Origin of the sequence: Jeongeupia sp. HS-3, assembly GCF_015140455.1 — a bacterium.
Classification (GTDB): Bacteria; Pseudomonadota; Gammaproteobacteria; order Burkholderiales; family Chitinibacteraceae; genus Jeongeupia.
Window position 1 is genome coordinate 2,152,322 of the sequence record NZ_AP024094.1, and the last position, 20,351, is coordinate 2,172,672.

Genomic DNA, 20,351 nt, shown 5'->3' on the forward strand with positions numbered 1-20,351 from the left:
GGGCAGTCGGCACCAACCGGTGCCGGCTCAGCGGCGCAACAGGCGCAAGCCGTTACCGACCACCAGCAGGCTGGCACCGACATCGGCAAACACCGCCATCCACATCGTGCCGAGGCCGGCCAGCGTCAGCGCCAGAAACACCGCCTTGATGCCGAGCGCCAGCACGATGTTCTGCACCAGGATGGCATGCGTTGCCCTGGAGAGCCGGACAAAGGCCGGCAGCTTGCGCAGATCGTCGTCCATCAGCGCCACGTCGGCGGTTTCGATCGCGGTATCGGTACCCATCGCACCCATGGCAAAGCCGATATCGGCGCGCGCCAGTGCCGGTGCATCGTTGATGCCGTCGCCAACCATCCCTACGACGCCGTTGCGGCCCAATTGTTCCACCACCGCGAGCTTATCTTCGGGCAACTGATCGCCACGCGCCTCGTCGATGCCGACCTGCGCGGCGATCGCTTCGGCGGTATGCGGATTGTCGCCGGTCAGCATCACCGTTTTCACGCCAAGCGCGTGCAGCTCGGCCACCGCCAGGCGGCTGCTTTCCTTGACGGTATCGGCGACGGCGAACAGCGCGTGCACACGCTCGTCGTCGATCAGCATCACCACGGTTTTGCCCTGGCGTTCGAGCACATCGAGTCGCGCTTCAAGCTCGGGCGAGCACCGACCCAGCTCGTGCACCAGGCGGTGGTTGCCAAGCGAATACGCCTTGCCATCAATCACACCGCGCACGCCGCGTCCCAAAATCGCCTCGAATTCGTCGACGGTATCGAGGGCAAGGCCGCTCGCGGCACGGGCCACCGCTTGCGAGACAGGGTGATCCGAACGCGCAGCCAGACTCGCGGCAATCCGCGTCGCCGACGCCAGCGCGGCGTCATTCGGCGCAATATCGGCATCGCCCCAAGGCGCCGAGTCGGTCAGTTCGGGCTTGCCGTGGGTGAGCGTGCCGGTCTTGTCGAGCGCCAGCCAAGCGAGCTTGCGGCCTTCCTCCAGATACACGCCGCCCTTGATCAGGATGCCGCGCCGCGCCGCTGCGGCAAGGCCGCTGACAATGGTCACCGGCGTCGAAATCACCAGCGCGCACGGGCAAGCGATCACCAGCAGCACCAGCGCCTTGTAGATCCACGCCAGCCATGCGCCACCCAACAGCAGCGGCGGCACGACCGCGACCAGCAATGCAATCGCGAACACAATCGGCGTGTAGACGCGGGCAAACTGGTCGACGAAACGCTGCGTCGGCGCCTTGGCGCCCTGCGCCTCCTCGACCGCGTGGATGATCCGCGCCAGCGTGGTATTCGCTGCCGCGGCGGTGACGCGGTATTCGAACGAACCGGCTTCGTTGATCGTGCCGGCGAACACCGGGTCACCCTCGCCCTTCTCGACCGGCAGGCTTTCACCGGTGATCGGCGCCTGGTTGATCGTCGACGCGCCGGCGGTAATCTCGCCGTCGAGCCCAATGCGCTCGCCCGGCTTCACCCGCACCACATCGCCGACGATCACCGCCTTCGCGGCGACATCCAGCCAGCTGCCATCGGCCTGCCTTACCGTCGCCATCTCGGGCGCCAGATCCATCAGGCCGGCGATGGCGTTGCGGGCGCGGTCGAGTGATTTGGCTTCGATCAGCTCGGCCACGGTGAACAGCACCATGACCATCGCCGCCTCGGGCCACTGACCGATCGCCAGCGCGCCGGTCACGGCGATACTCATCAGCGCATTGATATTGAGGTTGCCGTTGCGAATCGCAATCCAGCCCTTCTTGTAGGTGGTCAGCCCGCACGCCAGCACCGCGGCAATCGCCAGAGCCGCGGCCATCCACGTCGGCAAGCCGGCCCATTCGATCGCCTCGGCGCCGATCGCCAGCACGCCGGCCAGCGCCAGCGGCCACCACGGTTTTTTTACCGCCGGCGCCGGTGCGACACCGGCCTCGGGCAGTTCGGGCGTGAAGCCGAGCGAGCGGATCGCGTTCAGCACCGCTGCTAGCGCATCCGGCGCGTGAACGACGGTGAGCACGCGCTGCATCAGGTTGAACTCAAGACCGTGCACCGCCTTCATGCCGCCGAGCTTCTTGCGGATCAGCGCTTCTTCGGTCGGGCAATCCATCTCGCCGATGCGGATGTACGTGGTCACGCCGTCGGCACCGGCGACGCTCGCCGGCAGCGGCTGCAGCACGGCAGCCGGCGCGCAGCACGATGCCCCGTGGTCGTGGTCGTGGTCGTGGTCGTGGTCGTGGTCGTGGCGATGCTCGGCCACCTTGCGGTAGCGGCTCGCCGGTTTCGATGCGCCGTCTGTTGCACCGGCCGTCGGCTTTTGGTCGTGATCGTGGTCGCAGCAGCTGGACATGGTGGACTCCGTTTGCGGTATAAACGTAGTACACACCCTGAAGCCACTACAAGGTCAAGCGATGAAAATCGGCGAACTGGCGCAAGCGGCGCAATGCAGCGTCGAGACCGTGCGCTACTACGAAAAGGAAGGCCTGCTGCCGGCGGCCGAACGCACCGCAAGTAACTACCGCAGCTACGGCCCAGCACACGCCGAGCGGCTGCGCTTTATCCGCAACTGCCGTGCGCTGGATATGACGCAGGACGAAATCCGCACCCTGCTCGGCTTCGTCGACGACCCGGCGGCCGGCTGCGGCGCGGTCAACGACCTGGTCGACGAACACCTCGGCCATGTGCAGGCCCGAATCGCCGAGCTGATGGAGCTGGAAAAACAACTGACCACGCTGCGGCACCGCTGCAACGGCGAGTTTCCGGTCGATGCCTGCGGGATTGTGCAGGGCTTGAGCGAGATGGAGACCGAGGCTAAGCCGGCGCATCGGCATACGCATTTGGGTTAGCCCCGACTTCAACAGCATTAGCGCCTTTGGCGCAGTGTTTTGAGATGCCGGTTCCGCCCGGCTGGCGGGTTCTTTTCTTGCTTCGCCAAGAAAAGGAACCAAAAGAAGGCGACCCCGCATCCGCGCCCGCTTCGCGGGTGCCCTGCGCTGCTCACCCGTCACGGCGGGAATCGCAAACTCGCTGCGCTCAAACAGCGATCCCCGACAGCCCCGTGCCGGGCTGTGCTGCTCGGCGCTTCTGAGGGGATCGGGGCGGTATGCAAGCGGCAGCGACCACATACGCAGCAAACCGGTTGTGGCGAAAAGCGCGCCGATTTTCACCCCGTTCGCCAGCGCCGAGGAGTGGAGCGAGACAAGCGGTTTCATTGCTTGGCTCGCGACCGATCGAGGGTAGCCCGGAGGGCCGCAGGGCGCGGGTCGCCTTTGGGGTGAAGGGGGCTTTGGCGAGACAAAGCTCCCTTCCCGTCCGCGCGGCGGAACGCGCGTGTAAAGCTTTTACTCGCGCCGCAGGCGCTAATCCCCAATCCCTTGAAACCCAACCTCCAATTCCAGCACACCATGAAAAACGGCCCCGAAGGGCCGTTTGTTTCATCGAAGCACGAATGCCACGTCGTTTACTTCTCGACGAAAGCACGCTCGATCACGTAATCGCCGGGCTGGCCGATCCGCTTGCTGACCTGGAAACCACGCTCGTCCAGCAGACGGCAGGTGTCTTCCAGCATCGCCGGGCTGCCGCACAGCATCGCACGATCGGTTTCCGGGTTGAACGGCGGCAGGCCGATATCTTCGAACAGCTTGCCCGACTCGACCAACTCGGTCAGACGGCCCTGGTTGCGGAACGGCTCGCGCGTCACGCTCGGGTAGTAAATCAGCTTGTTGCGCACTTCTTCGCCGAAGAACTCGTTGTTCGGCAACTCGTTCTGGATGAAGTCGGCGTAGGCCAACTCCGACACGGTACGCACGCCGTGGAACAGCACGATCTTGTCGAACTGCTCGTACGCTTCCGGGTCCTGGATCAGCGACATGAACGGCGCCAGGCCGGTGCCGGTGCTGAGGTAATACAGCGTCTTGCCCGGCTTGAGGTCGGACAGCACCAGCGTGCCGGTCGGCTTGCGGCTGATCAGGATATCGTCGCCGACCTTGATTTTCTGCAGCTCGGACGTCAGCGGGCCGTTTTGCACCTTGATGCTGAAGAATTCAAGATGTTCTTCATAGTTGGCGCTGGCAACCGAATAGGCGCGCATCACCTTCTTGCCGTTGATCTCAAGGCCGATCATCACGAACTGGCCGTTCTCGAACTTCAGACCCGGATCGCGCGTGGTCTTGAAGCTGAACAAGGTGTCGTTCCAGTGATGGACCGAAAGGATTTTTTCAGTGGCGTAGGTGCTCATTATTATTGTTCCAGTGCTTTGGTAAGTTGCGGGACGGCGTCGAACAGGTCGGCAACGAGGCCGAAATCGGCGACCTGGAAGATCGCGGCGTCCGGGTCATGGTTGATCGCGACGATGACCTGGCTATCCTTCATGCCGGCCAGATGCTGCTGCGCACCCGAGATACCGGCGGCAATATACAGCTCTGGCGCGACCACGGTACCGGTTTGGCCAACTTGCTGCTCGTTCGGCGCAAACCCGGCATCGACCGCGGCACGGGTGGCACCGATGGCGCCACCGAGCTTGTCGGCCAGCGGGCCGAGCAGTTCCTCGAAGCGCTCGCCAAACGAGCGGCCACCCGCAACCACCACGCGGGCCGAAGCCAGCTCGGGACGATCGGAAGCATTTCTGGATTCGGACACCCAGCGCACACGGGTATCGGCGGCCGGCGCAGCCAGCGATTCGATGGCGGCGGCGCTGGCGGCTTCGGCGGCGGCCGGGAAGCTGGTTGCGCGCACGGTAACGACTTGAATCGCATCGCTGCTTTCGACCGTCGCCAACAGGTTGCCGGCGTAAATCGGCCGCACATAGGTCGACGGTGCGGTAATTTCGACCGCGTCGGCGATCATCGCCACGTCCAGCAGGCCGGCGACGCGCGGCAGCACATCCTTGGCCAAGGTCGTATGCGGTGCCAGGATCACCTGGAAGTCGCCGGCGAGCGATTTGATGATGTTGGCAACGTCGGCCGCCAGCGGATGCGCCAGGTGCGCGGCATCGACGCGCAACACCTTCGCCACGCCGTCGAGCTTGGCGGCTTGCTCGGCCACGCTAGCGGTAGCGCTACCGACCACCAGCACATGAATCGGTGCGCTCCATGCCTTGGCTGCACCGATAGCACGGCGCGTTGCCGCCTTGAGTTGACGGCCGTCGTGATCGGCCAGAATCAGTACGCTCATGACAGCACCCCCGAGGCACGCAGTTTTTCAACGAGCTCGGCGACGCTGCCGACCTTGATACCCGCCTTGCGTTGCGCCGGCGCGGCGACCTTGAGACGCTTGATGCGCGGCGCGAAATCGGCACCGGTCTCGCTGCCAGCGAGCGTTTCGATCGGCTTTTTCTTCGCCATCATCAAGTTGGGCAGTTTGACGAAGCGCGGCGCGTTCAGGCGCAGATCGCAGGTCACCACCGCCGGCAGGGTCAGGGCAATGGTTTCAACGCCACCGTCGACTTCACGGGTCACCACGGCCTCGTTGCCTTCGACCTTCAACTCGGACGCGAAGGTCGCTTGCGGCCAGTCGAGCAGCGCGGCGAGCATCTGGCCGGCTTGGCCAGCGTCGTTGTCGATCGCCTGCTTACCGACGAGTACCAGACCCGGCTGTTCGCACTCGACCACGGCCTTGAGCAGCTTGGCGACCGCCAGCGGCTGCAGAAAGACGCCACCGGTCTCGACCACCAGCGCCCGATCGACGCCCATCGCCAGCGCATGGCGCAGCGCTTCGGGGCTGGCGGCACTGCCGAGACTGACGGCGACGATCTCGGTCACCACGCCCTTTTCCTTCAGGCGCAGCGCTTCTTCGACGGCAATTTCGTCGAAGGGGTTAATATTCATGCGTACACCGTCGAGCTCGACGTCACTGCCATCCGGCTTGGCGCGAACGGGGACGTTGTGGTCGACGACGCGTTTGACGGCGACAAGAACTTTCACTGGGCACTCCTTGTGTTTGCCCGACATTTTATTCGGCATTAAAATATCAGTTAATCGGATTATTTATATATTTTATATCCGTTACTTAGATATGCGAATGGGTAATTAATGCAACGCGACGAAATGGAATACGACGTTGTGATCGTCGGCGCCGGCCCAGCAGGCCTGGCCGCGGCGATCCGTCTCAAACAACGCTCGCCCGACGTGAGCGTCTGCGTGCTCGAAAAAGGCCCGGAAGTCGGCGCCCACCTGCTCTCCGGTGCGGTGATCGACCCGCGTGCGCTCGACGAATTGCTCCCCGAGTGGCGAAAAGCGCCGCTGAAACTGCGCACGCCGGTCACGCATGAAGAGATGCTGTGGCTGAAACAGTCCGAAGCCGAGACGCTGCCGCATGCGCTACTGCCGAAAATGCTCAAGAACGACGGCTGTGAAATCATCAGCCTCGGCGAGCTCGGCCGCTGGCTGGCAACGCAGGCAGAAACGCTCGGCGTCGAGATCTATCCGGGGTTTGCCGCCGCCGAATTGTCACTTGATGAGCATGGCGCGCTCAACGGCGTGATCACCGGTGATTTCGGCATCAAGCGCGACGGCAAGGCCGGCCCCGAGTACGCACCGGGCATGCTGATCAAGGCCAAGTACACCTTGCTGGGCGAAGGCGCACGCGGTTCGCTGACGCGCAAGGCCGAGGCGCAGTTCAAGCTGCGCGCGGACAGCGACGTACAGAAATTCGGCATCGGCCTGAAAGAGCTGTGGCGCGCCGCGCCGGCCCGGCATCAGCCCGGCGCGGTGGTGCATTCACTCGGCTGGCCGCTGGACAACAGCACCGGCGGTGGCGGCTTCCTCTATCACCAGGCCGATGGTCTGATCGCGATCGGCTTCGTCGTCCACCTCGATTACGCCAATCCCTACATCAATCCGTATGAAGAATTTCAGCGTTTCAAGACACACCCGGCGATCCGCGCGCATCTAGACGGCGGCGAGCGGCTTGAATACGGCGCCCGCGCGATCGCCGAAGGCGGGCTGCAGGCGCTGCCCAAGCTCACCTTCCCCGGTGGTGCACTGATCGGCGATACCGCCGGTTTCATCAACCTGCCACGGATCAAGGGCATCCACAACGCGATCAACTCGGGCATGCTCGCCGCCGAGGCCGTGGCCGACGCCATCACCGCCGGTCGCAGCCACGATGAGCTGCTTGCTTATCCGGCCGCGCTGAAAAAATCGTGGACATGGAAAGAGCTCGACGCGGTACGCAACGCCAAGCCGATGCTGTCGCGCTTTGGCACGCTGCTCGGCGTTGCCTGTACCGGCGCCGAACTGTGGTTGCGTCAGTTCGGGGTGCGCCTACCATGGACGCTGAAACACGCCGGCGCCGATCATGCCAAGATCAAGCCGGCCAGCGAGTTCAGCCCTATCATCTATCCGAAGGCTGACGGCGTCGTGAGTTTCGACAAGCTGACTTCGCTGACCTATTCCAGCGTGCAGCACACCGAAGATCAGCCGTGCCACCTGCGCTTGACCGATCCGGCCAAGGCGATCGACATCAACCTCGCCAAGTACGCCAGCCCGGAATCGCGCTACTGCCCGGCCGGCGTGTACGAGATCGTCGAGGACAACAACGGCCCACGGCTGCAGATCAACGCCAGCAACTGCATTCACTGCAAAACCTGCGACATCAAGGATCCGACCCAGAACATCGTCTGGGTGACGCCGGAAGGCGGTGGTGGCCCGCAGTACAGCCGTATGTGATCGCCATTCACCGTTGCAGCAATAAAAAAACCGCCGTTAACCGGCGGTTTTTTTATTGGCTGGCAGACTCAGCTGCGCAACCCTTGCCACAAGGTCGTCAGCAGGGTGTCGGTCGCATCTTCGGTGTATTCCCAGAAGAAGCCGCCAGCCAGTCCTTCGCGCCGGATGAAGGCGGTTTTGGCGGCAATGGATTCGGCATCGTCGTAGGAAATAAAGGTATCGCCATCTACGAGCAACCACGGCGCCTTGGCCACGTCGTCCCAATGACGGACGGCCCGCCCTGACTCAAGCAGCGCGGTGATCTTGGTAAACGAATCAAAGCCATTGCTTTTCGGCGTTCCCGGCGCGCCAAGACCGGCGGCACCGACGCCCTTGAGACTGCGGCCGTAGAACGCACAACCGAGCACCAGCTTCTCGCGCGGCAGGCCGTTGGCGGTAAACAGCGCGACGGATTTGGCGCAGCTGTCACCATCCGGATCAAGCGGCGTGTTGTAGAGGTTGGTGTGGTGACCGGCCTTGGTCGCCCAGCCGTTGTAGAAGTCGTAAGTCATCAGGTTGACGAAGTCGCAAGCGGCGGCAACCTTGTCCATCTCGACACCATCGAGGTAATACTGGCCAGCGCCAGCGGCAATGGTCAGCAGATAACGCTCACCGGCCTTGCGCCCTTCCCGGTCGGACAGCGCGTCCAGTTGCCGGCGCAGCTCGACCAGCATCAGCGTGAAGTTGGGCTTGTCTTCCGGGCGCGCCTTGATGTCGGCCATGTCATGGGTCGGGTATTCCCAATCCAGGTCGATGCCGTCAAAACCGTGTTTCTGCATGAAGGCGATCGACGAGACGGCAAATGCGGCACGACTCTGTTCCGTGAGCGCGGCGTCCGAGAAACCATCGGCGCTCCAGCCACCGATCGAAATCAGCAGTTTCAGATGCGGATGACGCGCACGCAGCGCAACCAGATCGGCGATGCGCGATTCGGCACGCGGCTGGCCACCGGCGTCGTCACTGTTGGTGAACAGCACCACTTCGCCATCGCGGATATTGGCAAAGGCGTAGCAGATATGGGTCAGCCGTTCGGCATCGCGCTCAAGCGGCAGACTGGAAAAATCTTGCCAGCCGGCGATATACGCCAACAGAATCGGTGCAGCAGTCATGAGTCCTCCGTTGCGGGACCGACTGCGGCGGGCTTAGAGCGCAGCGATCACCGTCATTTCAACTTTGTAGCGCGGATCGGCAAGGCGAGCCTCGACGGTCGCCCGCGCCGGCGTATGCCCTTGTGGCACCCAGGCCGACCAGGCTTCGTTCATGTCGTCGTAATCGGCCATGTCGGCGAGATAGATCGTCACCGAAAGGATTTTCTGCTTGTCCGAACCGACCTCGGCCAGCAAGCGGTCGATCCCGAGCAGCACCTCATCGGTCTGACCACGAGCATCTTTGTCTAGCGTATCGGCAATCTGGCCGGCCAGATAGACGGTATTGTTGTGAACGACAATCTCGGCCAAGCGTGGACCGATGTGATAACGCTGGATGCTGGACATGACAAGACTCCCTGTGAGGTTCACCAAGAAGCATAAAACAAAAGGCGAGCCTGCTGGCTCGCCTTTGTTCGCTTGACGCCGCTCGATCAGACCACGGCAACCGTGCGCAAGCGCATCGAGAAGTCCTGCAATGCCTTGATGCCACTGGCCTCGGCCCGCGTGCACCAGTCTTGCAAATGCTTGACCAGCTCTGGTCGCGACAGCGCCGAACGCTCCCATAGACGCGTCAGCTCCTGGCGCATCTGGTAGACCTGGTCGAGTACCTTGCTGTGCGCGAGGATGGCATCGAGCTTGGGCTTGTCAGCCTCGGCCGTATCCTTGGCATCCTGCTTCAGCCAGACTTTCATCTGCTTGAGATCGACCTGCGGCAGATGCGCGTTGTGGCGCAGCTTGTCGAATTCCTCGGCGACGGTTTCCTTGAACGTGCGTGCGTAGTGCGCGGCGATGGCATAGCGGTTGGCAACGATGGCACCAAGCGCATGCTCGTCAAGCTCAGGGCGAGCACCGATGGTCTTCATTTTCGGCGCAACACGGCGCACCTTGGCCATACGCAGCATTTCCATGATGCGGATATAAGTCCAGCCGATGTCGAACTCGAACCACTTGTACGAGAACTTGGCCGAGGTGCCGAAAGTGTGGTGATTGTTGTGCAGCTCTTCGCCGCCAACAACGATGCCCCAAGGCACGAGGTTGGTAGATGCATCTTCACATTCAAAGTTGCGATAACCGACATAGTGGCCAAGGCCGTTGATGACGCCTGCCGCCCAGAACGGAATCCACACCATCTGCAACGCCCAGATCCAGATACCGTTCGGACCAAAACACAGCAGGTTGATGATCATCATCGTGGTCGGGCCCATGCCGCTGTGCTTGCTGTAGAGGTTGCGCTCCAGCCAGTCATCCGGGGTACCGTGGCCGAACTTCTCCATGGTCTCGTCGACCTTGCAGGCTGCACGATAAAGTTCGGCGCCCTCGAAGAACACCTTCTTGATCCCGAGCACTTGCGGGCTGTGCGGATCTTCGGCGGTCTCACACTTGGCGTGGTGCTTGCGATGAATCGCCGCCCACTGCTTGGTTATCATGCCCGTGGTCAGCCACAGCCAGAAACGGAAGAAGTGGCTGGGAATCGGTCCCAGGTCGATGGCGCGGTGCGCCTGGTGGCGGTGCAGATAGATCGTCACCGATGCAATCGTGAGGTGAGTAAACACCAGCATTACAACGATATAACCCCACCAGGGCAGATCGATCAGGCCATTGAGCCAAGTCATGATCGTGTGTTCTCCAGTCATAAGAAAACGCCCGCGCAACATGAGCGCGCGGGCGAAGCGTTGATATTACTCAATTTTTAGCGACAATGCTTGACCGTTCATACCTAGCATGATCCGGCAGTTTTCACTCCGGCTGGGTCAAGCCCTGCGGGTTGCCGTCGCCGGCCAGCCGCGTCGACGGCCGGAAATGCACCACATCAAGCCGATTGAACGGAATATTGATGCCGTGCTCGCGAAAGGCCAGCCAGATTTGCTGGTTGATTTCCGAGCGCAGACTCAGTTGTCCATTCTCAGGATCCTTGAGCCAGAAGCCGACCGACAGGTCGACCGAGCTGGCGCCAAAGGTCTCAAGATAAGCGCGTGGAGTCGGCTCGGTGATGATGCGCGGGTGTGCGCTGGCAATATCGACCAAGAGCTTCATCACTAGCTCCAGATCGCTTTCGTAGGCTACCGATACCGGCACCTTGGTCCAGATCTTCCTCTCCAGGTAGGACTGATTCACCACCGTCGACGTCACCAAGGTGTCGTTCGGGATCAGCGCCTCGGTGCCGTCGGCGCTCTTGAGCACGACGTAACGCGAGGTGATGCTGGCAATCACGCCCTGGCGGTTATCGATGGTCACCAGATCACCGATCTTGATCGAACGGTCGATCAAGATAATGAAACCCGAGACATAATTCGAGGCGATCTTCTGCAAGCCGAAGCCGAGACCGACGCCCAGCGCACCGCCAAAGACCGACAGCACGGTCAGATCGATCCCGACCAGCGGCAGGGCGATGATCACCGCCAAGACCACCGAACCGGTCTGCACCAGCTTGACCAAGACGACGCGAACGTTCATGTCCATCATCGATGCGCGCATCAAGCGGCGCTCGAGCAACCTGGCGATCCACATCGCGATCAGCAGCGTTGCCGCCACCGAAACGATGCCCTGCAACACCAACAGCACCGACACCCGGCTCTTGCCCATGGTGAAGCTGACCGCATCCAGCGCCTCAGCAACCTCGGGCAATACGCCAACGACATGCAGCGCATACAGCCCCCAGACCGTCGCGGCGATATAACGCTCCCCGCGCTTCACCCATTCGGCACGCTCGAACACATGCTGCAACATGTAGACCAGCACACGAATATTGACCATCGCCAGTAGCAGCACCGAGGCAATCGCCAACAGCGGATGCTTTTCGGGATAAGCCAGGCGTAGCAAGTAAGCGCCGATGAACAACAGCACCAGCGCGTTGAGCGGAAAGAAGATCCGCAACAAGCCCTGCCCGCCGGCACGCCAGCGACTATTCTCCAGTCCCAGCTTGGGCTTGAGATAGGTATTACCGCACCATGCCAGGAACAGTACGGCCAGTAACACGCCAGCCTGCGCCAGCAGCTGCGGATGCGTCCAACCATGCCGGCTCAGATCGACCATCAGATCGACAATGAGGTTTTGCCGATCAGCGATGTTCACCGCGTATCCTTGCAAGGGTTCGCGTCGTCGAGGTCTGGTGCTGGAACGGAATCGAATGCACCGCCCCACCCCAAGCCGTCACCTCCTTGGCACCGACGATGTTCTCGACCGCCCAATCGCCGCCCTTCACCAAGACATCGGGGCGCAACGCCAGAATCACCTCATACGGGGTATCGACATCGAACCAGGTTACCAGGCTGACGCTTTCCAGAGCCGCAATCACCGCCGCCCGCTGTTCGAGCGTATTGATCGGCCGATCGTCACCCTTGCCTTGGCGCCGCACCGACGCATCGGTATTCAGCGCCACCACCATGCCGGCACCGAGCGAACGAGCCTGTGCCAGATAGGTAACGTGACCGCGATGCAGGATGTCGAAACATCCATTGGTGAACACCAGCGGCCGCGGCAGTGTGGCAACGCGTTGGGCCAGCAGCTCCGGCGGACAAAGCTTTTGCTCGAACGGGACCGCGAGCGAACTCATACCGCGTTGCCGGAAAGCAGCTGTTTGCGGTAGCGATTCAGCTCGGCCGGTGTTTCCAGCTTCTCACCGAACAGGCTCGAGAGATTGCGCAAAATGCCACCGATCACGCGCGCCTCACATTCCTTGTCGAACTGGATCTGCTCGTCGAGCCAATGCTCCAGCCACTCCGGATTCGGCAGACGGCTCTGGATCGTGTCGCGCGGATAGTGTTCCTTGCTGACATGCAAATTGGTCGGATGCATCGGTTTGCCCGAACGTGCACTCGATGCCATCAGAAAGCCGATCTTGGCAAAGGCAATGCGTGCCTCGTTACCTGATTTATCGATCGCCCGCTTCATGTACTTGAGATAGGCACCGCCGTGGCGCGCTTCGTCGGTCGAGAGCGTTTTGTAGATCTGCTTGATCACCGGTTCGGTATGCCAGTCGGACGCACGGCGGTACCACTGAGTCAGACGGACCTCGCCGCAGAAATGCAACATCAGCGTTTCCAGCGCCGGCGCCGGATCGAAGGTGAAGCGGATTTCGTGCAGCTCTTCCTCGGTCGGCACCAGTTCCGGGCGGAAGCGGCGCAGGTATTCCATCAGCACCAGCGAGTGCTTTTGTTCTTCATAAAACCAGATCGACATGAAGGCGGAAAAATCGCTGTCGTCTTGATTGTCACGCAGGAACATTTCGGTCGCCGGTAGCGCCGACCACTCGGTAATCGCGTTCATCTTGATCGTCATCGCTTGTTCGTCGGATAACAAGCTGGCGTCAAACGCATCCCATTGGATATCGTCGGCCATATCCCAACGGGCTTTTTCAAGGTCGGCGAACAATTGCGGGTAAAGCATCGAGATCGACTCCTGCGCCATAGCGCGGCAAACTGAACAAAGGGCAACTCGTAATTAGACCTGTTGCCATCGATAGCGGCAAGCCTTTGCGGGCATGTCATCGAGGCGTCACATGAGACTTGAATATTCCTCCGCGACGGCAAGATTTCTCAAGCGCTCAGGCCTCTGACTTCTACCGTTAGGGGCTCATGCAGTACAGACCCTACCTTGGTCTGAACACGGGATCTGAAGCAAAGTTCCTCCGCTAACGCGGCAGACCTTGCACCGCCCTTCTTTTCCGCGCATAAAGCCAAAAGCAAAACCCCCCTGCAGCATTCTGCAGGGGGGTTTTCTATGGGGAGTCTGGCGATGACCTACTTTCACACGGGAACCCGCACTATCATCGGCGCTGAGTCGTTTCACGGTCCTGTTCGGGATGGGAAGGCGTGGGACCAACTCGCTATGGTCGCCAGACGTAACTGGTGGAGTTACGACTGTATTAGTCATATCTCTGAATTCGATAGAAGAAGTAATGACTCGGGTTTGATATTTACGAGCCTGTCGCATCATACCCGAACCACGCGGTTCAGGTTATAGGATCAAGCCGCACGGGCAATTAGTATCGGTTAGCTTAACGCATTACTGCGCTTCCACACCCGACCTATCAACGTGGTGGTCTTCCACGACCCTTTAGAAGGCTCAAGGCCTTAGGGAAATCTCATCTCGAGGCTAGTTTCGCGCTTAGATGCTTTCAGCGCTTATCTATTCCGCATTTAGCTACCCGGCGATACCACTGGCGTGATAACCGGTACACCAGAGATGCGTCCACTCCGGTCCTCTCGTACTAGGAGCAGCCCCCCTCAAATTTCCAACGCCCACTGCAGATAGGGACCAAACTGTCTCACGACGTTTTGAACCCAGCTCACGTACCACTTTAAATGGCGAACAGCCATACCCTTGGGACCGGCTACAGCCCCAGGATGTGATGAGCCGACATCGAGGTGCCAAACTCCGCCGTCGATGTGAACTCTTGGGCGGAATCAGCCTGTTATCCCCGGAGTACCTTTTATCCGTTGAGCGATGGCCCTTCCATACAGAACCACCGGATCACTATGTCCTGCTTTCGCACCTGCTCGACGTGTCAGTCTCGCAGTCAAGCTACCTTGTGCCATTACACTATCAGTACGATGTCCGACCGTACCTAGGTAACCTTCGAGCTCCTCCGTTACACTTTGGGAGGAGACCGCCCCAGTCAAACTGCCTACCATGCACGGTCCCCGATCCGGATAACGGACCAAGGTTAGAACCTCAAAGGGGTCAGGGTGGTATTTCAAGGACGGCTCCACAGAAACTAGCGTCTCTGCTTCAAAGCCTCCCACCTATCCTACACAAACCACTTCAAAGTCCAATGCAAAGCTACAGTAAAGGTTCACGGGGTCTTTCCGTCTAGCAGCGGGGAGATTGCATCTTCACAAACACTTCAACTTCGCTGAGTCTCAGGAGGAGACAGTGTGGCCATCGTTACGCCATTCGTGCGGGTCGGAACTTACCCGACAAGGAATTTCGCTACCTTAGGACCGTTATAGTTACGGCCGCCGTTTACCGGGGCTTCGATCAAGAGCTTGCACCCCATCAATTAACCTTCCGGCACCGGGCAGGCGTCACACCCTATACGTCCACTTTCGTGTTAGCAGAGTGCTGTGTTTTTGATAAACAGTCGCAGCCACCTTTTCACTGCAACCTCTTCACGCTCCACGAGCAAGTCGCTTCACGCTACAGAGGCACACCTTCTCCCGAAGTTACGGTGTCAATTTGCCGAGTTCCTTCTCCTGAGTTCTCTCAAGCACCTTAGAATTCTCATCCTGCCCACCAGTGTCGGTTTGCGGTACGGTCAATTCTGAGCTGAAGCTTAGTGGCTTTTCCTGGAAGCATAGGATCAATCACTTCAGTGCCAATGGCACCTCGTCATCACGCCTCAGTGTTAACAGGGATCCGGATTTGCCTAAATCCCCCACCTACACGCTTAAACCACCTATTCCAACAGATGGCTGACCTACCTTTCTCCGTCCCCACATCGCACTCAGAATCGGTACAGGAATATTAACCTGTTGTCCATCGACTACGCTTTTCAGCCTCGCCTTAGGGGCCGACTCACCCTACGCCGATTAACGTTGCGTAGGAAACCTTGGGCTTTCGGTGAACGGGCTTTTCACCCGTTTTAACGCTACTCATGTCAGCATTCGCACTTCCGATACCTCCAGCAGCCTTCTCAAGCCACCTTCACAGGCTTACGGAACGCTCCCCTACCATATGTACTTACGTACATATCCGCGTCTTCGGTTATCAATTTGAGCCCCGTTACATCTTCCGCGCAGGACGACTCGACCAGTGAGCTATTACGCTTTCTTTAAATGATGGCTGCTTCTAAGCCAACATCCTGGCTGTCTATGCCTTCCCACCTCGTTTTCCACTTAATTGATCATTTGGGACCTTAGACGGCGGTCTGGGTTGTTTCCCTCTTGACACCGGACGTTAGCACCCGATGTCTGTCTCCCAAGCTCGCACTTAACGGTATTCAGAGTTTGCAATGGTTTGGTAAGTCGCGATGACCCCCTAGCCATAACAGTGCTTTACCCCCGTTAGTGATACTTGAGGCACTACCTAAATAGTTTTCGGGGAGAACCAGCTATTTCCAAGTTTGTTTAGCCTTTCACCCCTATCCACAGCTCATCCCCTAATTTTGCAACATTAGTGGGTTCGGACCTCCAGTGCGTGTTACCGCACCTTCATCCTGGCCATGGATAGATCACTTGGTTTCGGGTCTACGCCCAGCAACTAATCGCCCTATTCGGACTCGGTTTCCCTGCGCCTCCCCTATTCGGTTAAGCTTGCTACTGAACGTAAGTCGCTGACCCATTATACAAAAGGTACGCAGTCACGGAACAAGTCCGCTCCCACTGTTTGTATGCATCCGGTTTCAGGATCTATTTCACTCCCCTCCCGGGGTTCTTTTCGCCTTTCCCTCACGGTACTGGTTCACTATCGGTCGATTACGAGTATTTAGCCTTGGAGGATGGTCCCCCCATCTTCGGACAGGATTTCTCGTGTCCCGCCTTACTTGTCGTACGCTTAGTACCACGTTTATCTTTTCGCATACGGGGCTATCACCCACTATTGCCGGACTTTCCATTCCGTTCTGCTAAGACAATCGCTATCACGTACAGGCTCTTCCCATTTCGCTCGCCACTACTTTGGGAATCTCGGTTGATTTCTTTTCCTCCGGCTACTTAGATGTTTCAGTTCGCCGGGTTCGCTTCACATGACCTATGTATTCAGTCATGGATACACCAAAAGGTGTGGGTTCCCCCATTCGGATATCTGCGGATCAAAGCTCGTTTGCCAGCTCCCCGCAGCTTTTCGCAGGCTGCCGCGTCCTTCATCGCCTGTAATCGCCAAGGCATCCACCAGATGCACTTATTCGCTTGATCCTATAACCTCAAACGCGTAGTTCAAGATTACAGTTATGTTTGCGACTCGAATTCAAAGTTCTCGAATTCAAAACTCGATGCAATCAAACCCATTCATTACTGAATAAATCTGAGTCTTACTTCTTCTATCTTGTTAAAGAGCGATACAGAGAATAAATTCTCGTCCAACTGAAGCAGTCAGAACTAAAATTGCTACACCAACATCAGCAAACTTAGTTCTGAAAACTAAAATGGTGGAGGCAGACGGGATCGAACCGACGACCCTCTGCTTGCAAAGCAGATGCTCTCCCAACTGAGCTATGCCCCCATCGGATCAAACTGTCTTGTCATTCACTAAAAAAGCAAATGGTGGGTCAAGCTGGAATCGAACCAGCGACCCCCGCCTTATCAAGACGGTGCTCTAACCGACTGAGCTACTGACCCAGTTCTCCGTATCTCTAACCTACAGCCGATGAGTGTGAATGCTTAATGAGGCATTATCTTTAAAGGAGGTGATCCAGCCGCAGGTTCCCCTACGGCTACCTTGTTACGACTTCACCCCAGTCATGAATCCTACCGTGGTAACCGGCCTCCCGAGGGTTAGCCTAGCTACTTCTGGTAAAACCCACTCCCATGGTGTGACGGGCGGTGTGTACAAGGCCCGGGAACGTATTCACCGCGACATGCTGATCCGCGATTACTAGCGATTCCGACTTCACGCAGTCGAGTTGCAGACTGCGATCCGGACTACGATTGGTTTTCTGAGATTGGCTCCACCTCGCGGCTTCGCGACCCTCTGTACCAACCATTGTATGACGTGTGAAGCCCTGGTCATAAGGGCCATGAGGACTTGACGTCATCCCCACCTTCCTCCGGTTTGTCACCGGCAGTCCCATTAAAGTGCTCAACTGAATGGTAGCAACTAATGGCAAGGGTTGCGCTCGTTGCGGGACTTAACCCAACATCTCACGACACGAGCTGACGACAGCCATGCAGCACCTGTGTTCTAGCTCCTTACGGCACTCCCAAATCTCTTCGGGATTCTAGACATGTCAAGACCAGGTAAGGTTTTTCGCGTTGCATCGAATTAATCCACATCATCCACCGCTTGTGCGGGCCCCCGTCAATTCCTTTGAGTTTTAACCTTGCGGCCGTACTCCCCAGGCGGTCTACTTCCCGCGTTAGCTGCGTTACTAAGCTCCGAAAAGCCCAACAACTAGTAGACATCGTTTAGGGCGTGGACTACCAGGGTATCTAATCCTGTTTGCTCCCCACGCTTTCGTCCATGAGTGTCAGTATCAGCCCAGGGGGTTGCCTTCGCCATCGGTGTTCCTCCGCATATCTACGCATTTCACTGCTACACGCGGAATTCCACCCCCCTCTGCCGTACTCTAGCGAGCCAGTCATCAATGCAGTTCCCAGGTTGAGCCCGGGGCTTTCACATCGATCTTAACAAGCCACCTGCGGACGCTTTACGCCCAGTAATTCCGATTAACGCTTGGACCCTACGTATTACCGCGGCTGCTGGCACGTAGTTAGCCGGTCCTTATTCTTCAGGTACTGTCATCCCCGACCCGTATTAGGGGCCAGGATTTCCTCCCTGACAAAAGGGCTTTACAACCCGAAGGCCTTCTTCACCCACGCGGCATTGCTGGATCAGGCTTTCGCCCATTGTCCAAGATTCCCCACTGCTGCCTCCCGTAGGAGTCTGGGCCGTGTCTCAGTCCCAGTGTGGCGGGTCGTCCTCTCAGACCCGCTACTGATCGTTGCCTTGGTAGGCTTTTACCCTACCAACTAGCTAATCAGGCATCGGCCGCTCCAATAACGTGAGGTCTTGCGATCCCCCACTTTCCCCCTCAGGGCGTATGCGGTATTAGCTTGCCTTTCGGCAGGTTATCCCCCATTACTGGGCACGTTCCGATGTATTACTCACCCGTTCGCCACTAACTTGAGGAGCAAGCCCCTCAAATCCGTTCGACTTGCATGTGTAAAGCATGCCGCCAGCGTTCAATCTGAGCCAGGATCAAACTCTTTCGTTTAATCACTGAATAATTGCGCACTTGCGTTAACTCAAAAAAACTCACCCAACCACCGAAGCAGTCAGATTTACTTTCTATCATCTAAGTGCAAGTACTTGATGCACTCATCAAGCACTCACACTCATCGGCTGTAATTTGTTAAAGATCGCTTGCTTCTGAACACTTCGCTCGGTAAACTCGGCGGGTTTCGCTTCGTTTCTTTCGCTGCGTCATCAGCAGAGAACGCAACTTTAAGCACTTCCCTCTCCTGCGTCAACACCTCCTCGCAACAAATTCGCAACCAAGGCGTTAAGCCACTGATCGGACAGCGAATTTTTACTGCACCCAAATCCCACTCTTTCGCACCACCCGGCAAACCCCACCGCCAAAGCTGACAAAACAAGACCAATGGCATAAAAATCGTCAGCATTCGGCCGGATGGCGGGCGGTTTTCGGCGGCGGCGCCCCATCAGTGGCGCAAAAGACTAAACGGGCGGCCCTTGGGCCGCCCGTTCTCCTCTGACTGCCCCTCTTTTTTCCTGCAATCGCCTTATCAGCACCAACCAGCGTGCCTAAATCAATGCAAAGGATCTCACGCGCGCGATTATTTATATGCAAATTGTAGATCTACTAGCAGATCGATTTGCCGGGCGGGCTTGCAGTTCGGCCTGATGCCCTCATTTGGCTTGGATGTCCTCAGGAGTAGCTATTCAATGCCCAAGGTAGTGATGTACAGCACCGCCGTCTGCCCGTATTGCGTGATGGCCGAGCGCCTGTTGCATGCGCGCGGCGTCGAGACGATCGAAAAAATCCGCATCGATCTCGATCCGGCCCAACGCGATGAGATGATGCAGAAAACAGGACGACGTACCGTGCCGCAGATCTATATCGGCGATACGCATGTTGGCGGCTATGACGATCTGGCGGCGCTCGATCGCGCCGGCGGCTTGACGCCACTGCTCGAAGACAAATGACCGTTGTGCTGCGCCAAGTGGCAGCGGCACTGGAATCGTGCGATGATTTCGCGCGCTGTTAACGCAATCAAACATACACCGTGACACCCAGGGAAGAAATCATGAGCGAAGAAAACCAAGCAGCGGAAAACCAGCCCGTTTTCGCGATCCAGAAGATCTATGTAAAGGATGTCTCGGTTGAATCGCCGAACGCGCCGCAAGCCTTCCTTGAGCAACTGCAGCCTGAATTCAATATTCAGTTCCGCAACGAAGCCCGCGGCTTTGACAATGGCTTCTACGAAGTCAGCCTGACTGTCACCGCGCAAGCCCAGGTTGAAGACCGCACCGTGTTCCTGATCGAAGCCACCCAAGCGGGCCTGTTCCAGATCGAGCACGTGCCGGCCGAGGAAATGGATCCGCTGCTGGGTATTGGTGCCCCGAGCATTCTGTTCCCGTACCTGCGTGAAACCGTATCGGATCTGACCACCCGTGCAGGCTTCCCGCCGCTCTTGCTGCAGCCGATCAACTTCGAGGCGATCTATCTGCAGCAACGTGCACAGCAAGCGGCCCAGCAGCAGGCAGGTACTGAAGAAACCACGCACTAAACGTGCGCCGTGCCTGCCGCGTTTGCGGCAGGCCGAAACCGACGCGCCGTGGCTTTTCCACGGCGCGTTGTCATTTGTGCGTACGACGTACCGGTGGCCGCC

General features: G+C 58.7%; 14 protein-coding genes, 2 tRNA genes and 3 rRNA genes. 4 read left to right on the top strand and 15 right to left on the bottom strand.

Annotated elements, in window-relative coordinates; translation table 11 throughout:
* Positions 1–27 precede the first annotated feature (27 nt).
* Positions 28–2,337, bottom strand: coding sequence for a heavy metal translocating P-type ATPase (locus tag JLC71_RS10285; protein WP_200915331.1), 2,310 nt, complete (start codon positions 2,335–2,337; stop codon positions 28–30).
* Between the two features lie 61 nt (positions 2,338–2,398).
* On the opposite strand from JLC71_RS10285, the gene cadR reads away from it, so the two are divergent.
* On the top strand, positions 2,399–2,833 hold the full coding sequence (gene cadR, locus JLC71_RS10290) for a Cd(II)/Pb(II)-responsive transcriptional regulator (protein ID WP_200915332.1): 435 nt from the start codon (positions 2,399–2,401) through the stop codon (positions 2,831–2,833).
* A 614-nt stretch (positions 2,834–3,447) separates the two neighbouring features.
* Here cadR and JLC71_RS10295 read toward each other — a convergent pair.
* From JLC71_RS10295 to JLC71_RS10305, 3 genes are read right to left on the bottom strand one after another with little or no spacing between them, the layout of a single operon-like run.
* Complete coding sequence (locus JLC71_RS10295; RefSeq protein ID WP_200915333.1) at positions 3,448–4,224, bottom strand: ferredoxin--NADP reductase; 777 nt, start codon at positions 4,222–4,224, stop codon at positions 3,448–3,450.
* 2 nt (positions 4,225–4,226) lie between these two features.
* On the bottom strand, positions 4,227–5,159 hold the full coding sequence (locus JLC71_RS10300; protein ID WP_200915334.1) for an electron transfer flavoprotein subunit alpha/FixB family protein: 933 nt from the start codon (positions 5,157–5,159) through the stop codon (positions 4,227–4,229).
* Positions 5,156–5,908: an electron transfer flavoprotein subunit beta/FixA family protein gene (locus JLC71_RS10305; protein ID WP_200915335.1), complete on the bottom strand. Its 753-nt coding sequence runs from the start codon at positions 5,906–5,908 to the stop codon at positions 5,156–5,158. The genes JLC71_RS10300 and JLC71_RS10305 overlap by 4 nt, the downstream gene beginning before the upstream one ends.
* A 108-nt stretch (positions 5,909–6,016) precedes the next feature.
* On the opposite strand from JLC71_RS10305, the gene JLC71_RS10310 reads away from it, so the two are divergent.
* Complete coding sequence (locus tag JLC71_RS10310) at positions 6,017–7,654, top strand: electron transfer flavoprotein-ubiquinone oxidoreductase (protein WP_200915336.1); 1,638 nt, start codon at positions 6,017–6,019, stop codon at positions 7,652–7,654.
* 68 nt (positions 7,655–7,722) lie between these two features.
* Here the strand turns inward: JLC71_RS10310 and JLC71_RS10315 are convergent, their stop codons facing one another.
* The 11 genes from JLC71_RS10315 to JLC71_RS10365 form a co-directional block, all read right to left on the bottom strand.
* A complete protein-coding gene (locus tag JLC71_RS10315) occupies positions 7,723–8,802 on the bottom strand; it encodes a glycoside hydrolase family 18 protein (RefSeq protein ID WP_200915337.1) in 1,080 nt (359 codons plus the stop codon).
* A gap of 33 nt (positions 8,803–8,835) precedes the next feature.
* Positions 8,836–9,186, bottom strand: a complete 351-nt coding sequence (locus JLC71_RS10320) for a RidA family protein (RefSeq protein ID WP_200915338.1) — start codon at positions 9,184–9,186, stop codon at positions 8,836–8,838.
* Between the two features lie 86 nt (positions 9,187–9,272).
* Entirely contained in the window at positions 9,273–10,454 is a 1,182-nt protein-coding gene (locus JLC71_RS10325) for a DesA family fatty acid desaturase (protein ID WP_200915339.1), read from the bottom strand.
* A gap of 124 nt (positions 10,455–10,578) precedes the next feature.
* Entirely contained in the window at positions 10,579–11,913 is a 1,335-nt protein-coding gene (locus tag JLC71_RS10330) for a mechanosensitive ion channel family protein (RefSeq protein WP_200915340.1), read from the bottom strand.
* Complete coding sequence (gene rfaE2 / locus JLC71_RS10335; protein ID WP_200915341.1) at positions 11,900–12,394, bottom strand: D-glycero-beta-D-manno-heptose 1-phosphate adenylyltransferase; 495 nt, start codon at positions 12,392–12,394, stop codon at positions 11,900–11,902. The genes JLC71_RS10330 and rfaE2 overlap by 14 nt, the downstream gene beginning before the upstream one ends.
* The gene (locus JLC71_RS10340) at positions 12,391–13,227 is read right to left on the bottom strand and encodes a ferritin family protein (RefSeq protein ID WP_200915342.1); all 837 of its coding nucleotides are present in this window, start codon (positions 13,225–13,227) and stop codon (positions 12,391–12,393) included. Before JLC71_RS10340 ends, rfaE2 begins: the two co-directional genes overlap by 4 nt.
* A 340-nt stretch (positions 13,228–13,567) precedes the next feature.
* Positions 13,568–13,680 (bottom strand): 5S ribosomal RNA (gene rrf, locus JLC71_RS10345).
* Positions 13,681–13,801: 121 nt separating this feature from the next.
* A 23S ribosomal RNA gene (locus JLC71_RS10350) occupies positions 13,802–16,694 on the bottom strand.
* 231 nt (positions 16,695–16,925) lie between these two features.
* A tRNA-Ala gene (locus JLC71_RS10355) sits at positions 16,926–17,001 on the bottom strand.
* A gap of 39 nt (positions 17,002–17,040) precedes the next feature.
* Positions 17,041–17,117 (bottom strand) — tRNA-Ile (locus tag JLC71_RS10360).
* Between the two features lie 61 nt (positions 17,118–17,178).
* A 16S ribosomal RNA gene (locus JLC71_RS10365) occupies positions 17,179–18,712 on the bottom strand.
* Together the 16S, 23S and 5S rRNA genes with 2 tRNA genes alongside form the textbook arrangement of a ribosomal RNA operon.
* 692 nt (positions 18,713–19,404) lie before the next feature.
* Here JLC71_RS10365 and grxC point away from each other — a divergent pair.
* Positions 19,405–19,665, top strand: coding sequence for a glutaredoxin 3 (gene grxC / locus JLC71_RS10370; protein WP_200915343.1), 261 nt, complete (start codon positions 19,405–19,407; stop codon positions 19,663–19,665).
* A gap of 101 nt (positions 19,666–19,766) precedes the next feature.
* Positions 19,767–20,249, top strand: coding sequence for a protein-export chaperone SecB (gene secB / locus JLC71_RS10375; RefSeq protein WP_200915344.1), 483 nt, complete (start codon positions 19,767–19,769; stop codon positions 20,247–20,249).
* The last annotated feature ends 102 nt before the right edge of the window (positions 20,250–20,351 follow it).

Coding starts and splice junctions, on each gene's coding strand:
- JLC71_RS10325 (WP_200915339.1), bottom strand. CDS start 10,454: ATGACTTGGCTCAATGGCCTGATCGATCTGCCCTGGTGGGGTTATATC.
- rfaE2 (WP_200915341.1), bottom strand. CDS start 12,394: ATGAGTTCGCTCGCGGTCCCGTTCGAGCAAAAGCTTTGTCCGCCGGAG.
- JLC71_RS10300 (WP_200915334.1), bottom strand. CDS start 5,159: ATGAGCGTACTGATTCTGGCCGATCACGACGGCCGTCAACTCAAGGCG.
- JLC71_RS10285 (WP_200915331.1), bottom strand. CDS start 2,337: ATGTCCAGCTGCTGCGACCACGATCACGACCAAAAGCCGACGGCCGGT.
- JLC71_RS10295 (WP_200915333.1), bottom strand. CDS start 4,224: ATGAGCACCTACGCCACTGAAAAAATCCTTTCGGTCCATCACTGGAAC.
- cadR (WP_200915332.1), top strand. CDS start 2,399: ATGAAAATCGGCGAACTGGCGCAAGCGGCGCAATGCAGCGTCGAGACC.
- secB (WP_200915344.1), top strand. CDS start 19,767: ATGAGCGAAGAAAACCAAGCAGCGGAAAACCAGCCCGTTTTCGCGATC.
- JLC71_RS10315 (WP_200915337.1), bottom strand. CDS start 8,802: ATGACTGCTGCACCGATTCTGTTGGCGTATATCGCCGGCTGGCAAGAT.
- JLC71_RS10320 (WP_200915338.1), bottom strand. CDS start 9,186: ATGTCCAGCATCCAGCGTTATCACATCGGTCCACGCTTGGCCGAGATT.
- JLC71_RS10310 (WP_200915336.1), top strand. CDS start 6,017: ATGCAACGCGACGAAATGGAATACGACGTTGTGATCGTCGGCGCCGGC.
- grxC (WP_200915343.1), top strand. CDS start 19,405: ATGCCCAAGGTAGTGATGTACAGCACCGCCGTCTGCCCGTATTGCGTG.
- JLC71_RS10340 (WP_200915342.1), bottom strand. CDS start 13,227: ATGCTTTACCCGCAATTGTTCGCCGACCTTGAAAAAGCCCGTTGGGAT.